This window comes from Mesorhizobium sp. M7A.F.Ca.ET.027.03.2.1, assembly GCF_003999175.1.
Lineage (GTDB): Bacteria > Pseudomonadota > Alphaproteobacteria > Rhizobiales > Rhizobiaceae > Mesorhizobium.
This window is the reverse complement of the sequence record NZ_RZOM01000329.1, coordinates 1-5,679: the sequence shown is the minus strand read 5'-3', so window position 1 is coordinate 5,679 and position 5,679 is coordinate 1. Positions and strand designations below refer to the sequence as shown.

Here is a 5,679-nt window from a genome sequence, read left to right as displayed (position 1 = left end):
GACGCTGAAGGCGGTGCCGCGCGCCTGGAACCGCTTCTGGCGCCTCGTCTCGCTGTATATGCCCAAGCGGCTCTATGCCCGCTCGCTGATCATCGTCATCGCGCCGATGATCCTGCTGCAATCGGTCGTCGCCTTCGTCTTCATGGAACGTCATTGGGCAACCGTGACGCAGCGCCTGTCGCAGGCCACCGTGCGCGACATCGCCGCCATCATCGACCTGATCGAAACCTATCCGCGCGATGCCGACTACACCAACATCATACGCATCGCCCAGGACCGCATGCAGTTGAAGGTCGACCTCTTGCCGCCCGACCCGCTGCCCGCGCCTGGCCCAAAACCGTTTTTCTCGATTTTGGATGATGTTCTCTCGTCGGAGATCACCCGCCAGATTAACCGCCCGTTCTGGATCGACACGGTCGGCAACTCCAACATCGTCGAGGTGCGCGTGCAGCTCGAGGGCAAGGTGCTGCGCGTCTTCGTGCGCCGCAGCCAGGCCTATGCCTCCAACACCCACATCTTCCTGATCTGGATGGTCGGCACCTCGCTGGTGCTCCTGATGATCGCCATTCCCTTCCTGCGCAACCAGATCCGGCCGATCCTGATGCTTGCCGAAGCCGCCGAAAGCTTCGGCAAGGGCCGGCCGATGCCGCGTGACTTCCGGCCGCGCGGCGCCGAGGAGGTTCGCCGCGCCGGCTTTGCCTTCATGCAGATGCGCGAGCGCATCGAGCGCCAGATCGAGCAGCGCACCGCCATGCTGACCGGTGTCAGCCATGACCTGCGAACCATCCTCACCCGCTTCAAGCTGCAGTTGGCGCTTTCCGGCGGCAAGGCCGAGACCAAGGCCGCGCTCGACCAGGACATCGACGACATGCAGTCGATGCTCGAAGGCTATCTCGCCTTTGCCCGCGGCGAGGCTTCGGAAGACGCCGGACGGTTCGATCTCGAGGCCTATTTCGAAAAGCTCGGCGAGGAAGCCAGGCTGCGCAAGCGCAAGCTGTCGACGACGCTTGCCGGAGACCCCGATGTGCATGTGCGGCCGAACGCCTTTGCCCGATTGATGTCCAACGTCATCGGCAACGCCTTCCGCTATGCCAAGACGGTGGAAGTCAACGCCACCCATGGCCGCGGCTCGCTGCTGGTCACCATCGACGACGATGGTCCGGGCATTCCCGCCGACCGACGCGAAGACGTGTTCAAACCCTTCGTGCGGCTCGACGAGGCCCGCAACCTCGATGCCAGCGGCACCGGGCTCGGCCTGTCGATCGCCCGCGACATCGCCCGTTCCCATGGCGGCGACATCACCCTTGAAGACAGCCCGCTCGGCGGACTGCGCGCTATCATCAAGGTTCCCGCATAACCGGCACGATACCGAAAAGTGGAAACCGGCTTCATCCGCCCGTCATGAAACCATGATCAAGAACGCGCATGAAGCGCGCGACCTCAATTGATTCGGCCTTGCCGCCTCACTTCGACCCCGTGCCCGTCCGGGTGCGCTGGAGCGAAGCGAGAGCAGCGGGCTGGTCGCCGTTCCGGCATCGTCTCAAGGCAACCGTCGACCTTTCCTGCAAAGGGCCGCCATGCGCATATTGATGGTCACCGATGCCTGGCGGCCGCAGGTTAACGGCGTTGTCCACACGCTGGAGCGGCTCACCGAGACGCTGAAATCCTTCGATGTCGCCGTGGATTTCCTGACGCCGAACATCTTTCGCACCCTGCCCTTGCCGACCTATCCCGACATCAGGCTGGCGCTGACCACGCCCGGCCATGTCGCGCGCCTGATCGACGCAGGCAAGGCCGACCACATCCACATCGTCACCGAAGGGCCGCTCGGCATCATGGCGCGGCGCTATTGCCGCAATGCCGGCCGGCCGTTCACCACCAGCTATCACACGCGCTTCCCCGAATATCTCAGCGCACGGCTGCCGGTGCCGGAAAGCTGGGCCTATCGCTGGCTGCGCGATTTCCACAATTCCGGCCAAGGCACGCTGGTCGCCACCCAGTCGCTTGCCGACGACCTCTCGGCGCGCGGCTTCACCAAGCTGCGGCCGTGGACGCGCGGCGTCGACACCGACCATTTCCGGCCCGACAAGAAGAAGGATCTCGGCTTTCCCGGTCCTGTCTTCCTCTGCGTCGGCCGGGTCGCCATCGAAAAGAACCTCTCCGCCTTCCTCGACCTCGACCTGCCGGGCAGCAAGGTGATCGTCGGCGAAGGCCCTGAGCTTGTCAGGCTGAAGGCAAAATATCCGCAAGCGCATTTCCTCGGCCATCGCCCCAACGACGAACTGGCCGAGATCTATGCCTCGGCCGATGTCTTCGTCTTCCCGAGCCGCACCGACACGTTCGGCAACGTCATCATCGAGGCATTGGCCAGCGGCACGCCGGTTGCCGCCTATCCGGTGACCGGGCCGATCGACATTGTCGGCGACGGCTTTGGCGGCGCGGTCTCCAACGATCTGCGCGAGGCCTCGCTTGCCGCGCTCAATGTAGACCGTGCCGAAGCACGCGAACGCGCCATGCGCTACAGCTGGAAGGCTTGTGCAGAGATGTTCCTCGACACGGTCGAGGAAGCGCTGGGCACGACGCGCAAGCTGGCGGCCTAAAACAACCGCCCGCCATCCGGCACCTTGCGCTCGATCGCGCCGAGCACCACCGCGCCCTCTTCGTCGGGAAAGCCGAGCGTCAGCACTTCCGACATGAATGGACCGATCTGGCGCGGCGGGAAATTGACCACCGCGAACACCTGTCGGCCGATCAGCGTCTCCGGTGTATAATATTTGGTGATCTGCGCCGACGATTTCTTGATGCCGATGCCGGCGCCGAAATCGATCTTCAGCTTGAATGCGGGCTTGCGCGCCTCGGGAAACGGCTCGGCCTCGACGATCGTGCCGGCGCGGATGTCGACACGATCGAAATCGGCAAAACTGATCTCGGGCTTGCGCTCGCTGTTCGAACTCATCTTGGTTCTTGTCTGCCTTGCGGGGACTCAGGCGTTGCCGTAGGTCTCGAACAGCACGCCGGCCAGGGCGTCCTTGGCCGAGGTTCCCGACCAGACGACGAACTGGAACGCCTGGAAATAGCATTCGCAGGCTTCCAGCGCCGACGACAGCAACACTTCGACCTGCTGGCTCGACGGCTCGACCCCGCCGGCCAGCAGCAGCGACTGGCGGAACATGATCGCGCCCTCCTGCTCCCAGAGGTCGAAATGACCAAACAGCATCTGCTCGTTGATCAGCGACAAGAGCCGCATCACTTCCAGCGCGCGGGTCTCCGGCACCTTGATGTCGAAGGCGCAGGCCAGGTGCAGCGCCTCGAAATCCTCCATCCACGAGAAGGAGACGTGATAGTCGGTCCAACTTCCGGCAACCGAGATCGAAATCTCGTCGTCGCCGGCCCGCTCAAAGGACCAGTCGTTGTTGTGGGCCACCTGCTCGATAACATCCACCGGATGGATTTCGCGGGAGAATTCGAGTTCGAGAAGTTCCATGGAATGCTTCCTGTCGTTCTGTACGAGCGCCGCCACACGCTCCGCGGGAGGGCACACACAACGAACAATCTTGTCTAGAACTCGGACGGCCAGGACTTTCTTCGCGCAAAAGACTACCTTCTCGACGCAAAGACCCCAGACCGGACCCCACCGCCCGGTCGCATGACCCTGCTCCGAATCATGCAACAAATTCAGTCTATTGATCGGGAGTCGCGTGAACAGCCCAATTTTTCGCACTGCGTCATTCGCATGTGGAAAGCCGCTGTCACAAAGATTCATGCAATGCCGTTAAGCGATTCACGGCAAAGCGCTTTTCAGGATCGGGCTATGTGGAAAAGTTTAACGATTATTTTTTTGTGCGCGGCTTGGCCGCCGTCGCTGGTGTGGCGTCGCCGGCCAGTTCGGCAAGCTTCGCCTCGAGCGCCTCGATGCGGGCGGCAAGGCGAGTGTTTTCTTCCCGCGCCTTGGCGGCCATCTCGCGCGCGGCTTCGAACTCTTCGCGCTGCACCACGTCCATGGTGTTGAGAATGCGTTCGGCCTGCCCCTTGAAGGCCGTCTCCACCTCCCGGCGCACGCCCTGGGCGGCGCCGGCGGCGTCGGTCATCAGCTTGGCGAATTCATCGAGAATGCGGTTCGGTCCGGTCGACATGGCAAATCCTCGCGCTTGCACAAATTGACGTAGTGGCGCTGCGCGTCGAATGCAAGCATGTTGCGCCGCGCTGCGGCATCAAGTCGAGGGCGCCCACCTTGCCTTGACCCTGCCAAAACCCTGCCGCATGGTCCGCGCGCAAACGCGTTTCGCAATGAGAGTTCCCCGTTGAACGAATATTTCCTGCTGCCGCTGGCCTCCTTGCCCTTCCCCAACATCAACCCGATCCTCATCCAGATCGGGCCGCTGGCGGTGCACTGGTATGGCGTCGGCTATATCGTCGGCATCCTGTTTGCCTGGTGGTACGCCAAGCGGCTCGCCGCCAATGCCAGGCTGTGGCCGAACGGCGTCCTGCCGATGAAGCCGGAGGATCTCGACGACTTCATCGTCTGGGCGGCCATCGGCGTCGTGCTCGGCGGCCGCACCGGCTATGTGCTGTTCTATGATCTGCCACGCTACATCGCCCACCCGCTCGATATCTTGGCGGTCTGGCAAGGCGGTATGTCGTTCCATGGCGGCCTGCTTGGCGTCATCCTCGCCATGACGCTGTTTTCCATCAAGCGCGGCATCCGCACCTGGTCGCTGTTTGACGTCGTGGCGGCCGGCGTGCCGGTCGGCCTTGGCCTGGTGCGCGTCGCCAACTTCATCAACTCCGAGTTGTGGGGGCGCCCAACCGACGTGCCCTGGGCTTTCGAATTCCCCAATGGCGGGCCGTTTGCCCGTCACCCGAGCCAGCTCTACGAGGCGCTTCTCGAAGGCGTGGTGCTGTTCCTCGTGCTGCGCATTCTCACCCATTCGCGCCTCAAGCTGAAGACGCCGCGCTTCGTCGGCGGCGCCTTCATCTGCGGCTACGGCCTGTCGCGCATTTTTGTCGAGTTCTTCCGCGAGCCCGACCAGCAGCTCGGCTACCTCCTCGGCACCAACTGGCTGACCATGGGCATGATCCTGTCGACGCCGATGGTGCTGGCCGGCATCTGGGCGATGCTGACCGCCAAGCCGGTGACGCAGCCGCAGCCGGCATGACACGGCTGAAGACCCGCATCGTCGACCTGATCGAGGCCCTGGGGCCGATACCGATCAACGAATACATGGCGATGTGCCTGTTCGACCCGGCGGACGGCTACTACACGACGCGCGAGCCTTTTGGTGCGGCCGGTGACTTCATCACCGCGCCGGAGATCAGCCAGATGTTCGGTGAACTGGTCGCCGTGTGGATGTACCAGGCGTGGCAGGCGAGCGGCCGGCCGCTGCCGGCCACCATCGCCGAGATCGGCCCCGGCCGCGGCACGCTGATGAAGGACATGCTGCGTACGCTGTCGCGGCTCGATCCTGATCTGGCCAGCGGCGCCACCTTCGCCATGATCGAGACCAGCCCGCGCCTGACCGAGGTGCAAAAGCAGACGCTTGGCGCCACACCCTTCGCGGTTGGCTGGCATGAAACCATCGAGACCTTGCCGCAGCAACCGCTGTTCATCGTCGGCAACGAACTGTTCGACGCCGTGCCCATCCGCCAGTTCCTCCGCGCCGGCGCCGGCTGGCGCGAGCG

General features: G+C 63.5%; 7 protein-coding genes. 4 read left to right on the top strand and 3 right to left on the bottom strand.

The window, feature by feature from the left end; genetic code table 11:
• Both EN750_RS16090 and EN750_RS16085 read left to right on the top strand, forming a co-directional pair.
• Positions 1 to 1,357 (top strand): ATP-binding protein (locus EN750_RS16090; protein WP_245482720.1); only part of this gene is annotated, 1,357 nt, incomplete at its 5' end.
• 220 nt (positions 1,358 to 1,577) lie between these two features.
• Positions 1,578 to 2,600, top strand: coding sequence for a glycosyltransferase family 1 protein (locus EN750_RS16085; protein ID WP_127396992.1), 1,023 nt, complete (start codon positions 1,578 to 1,580; stop codon positions 2,598 to 2,600).
• On the opposite strand, the gene EN750_RS16080 is transcribed toward EN750_RS16085, so the two are convergent.
• The 3 genes from EN750_RS16080 to EN750_RS16070 all read right to left on the bottom strand — a co-directional run bounded on the left by EN750_RS16080 (position 2,597) and on the right by EN750_RS16070 (position 4,133).
• On the bottom strand, positions 2,597 to 2,956 hold the full coding sequence (locus EN750_RS16080; RefSeq protein ID WP_127261686.1) for a tRNA-binding protein: 360 nt from the start codon (positions 2,954 to 2,956) through the stop codon (positions 2,597 to 2,599). The two genes, EN750_RS16085 and EN750_RS16080, sit on opposite strands and share 4 nt — an antisense overlap.
• 27 nt (positions 2,957 to 2,983) lie before the next feature.
• The gene (locus tag EN750_RS16075) at positions 2,984 to 3,484 is read right to left on the bottom strand and encodes a YbjN domain-containing protein (protein ID WP_013893499.1); all 501 of its coding nucleotides are present in this window, start codon (positions 3,482 to 3,484) and stop codon (positions 2,984 to 2,986) included.
• A 346-nt stretch (positions 3,485 to 3,830) separates the two neighbouring features.
• The gene (locus EN750_RS16070; RefSeq protein WP_013530008.1) at positions 3,831 to 4,133 is read right to left on the bottom strand and encodes an accessory factor UbiK family protein; all 303 of its coding nucleotides are present in this window, start codon (positions 4,131 to 4,133) and stop codon (positions 3,831 to 3,833) included.
• Between the two features lie 168 nt (positions 4,134 to 4,301).
• Between EN750_RS16070 and lgt the strand changes: the two genes are divergently transcribed.
• Entirely contained in the window at positions 4,302 to 5,156 is an 855-nt protein-coding gene (gene lgt / locus EN750_RS16065) for a prolipoprotein diacylglyceryl transferase (RefSeq protein WP_127396991.1), read from the top strand.
• Positions 5,153 to 5,679: SAM-dependent methyltransferase (locus EN750_RS16060; protein ID WP_189526235.1), on the top strand; the 527-nt coding region annotated here is incomplete at its 3' end. The genes lgt and EN750_RS16060, both read left to right, overlap by 4 nt.

Coding starts and splice junctions, on each gene's coding strand:
- EN750_RS16085 (WP_127396992.1), top strand. CDS start 1,578: ATGCGCATATTGATGGTCACCGATGCCTGGCGGCCGCAGGTTAACGGC.
- EN750_RS16080 (WP_127261686.1), bottom strand. CDS start 2,956: ATGAGTTCGAACAGCGAGCGCAAGCCCGAGATCAGTTTTGCCGATTTC.
- EN750_RS16075 (WP_013893499.1), bottom strand. CDS start 3,484: ATGGAACTTCTCGAACTCGAATTCTCCCGCGAAATCCATCCGGTGGAT.
- EN750_RS16070 (WP_013530008.1), bottom strand. CDS start 4,133: ATGTCGACCGGACCGAACCGCATTCTCGATGAATTCGCCAAGCTGATG.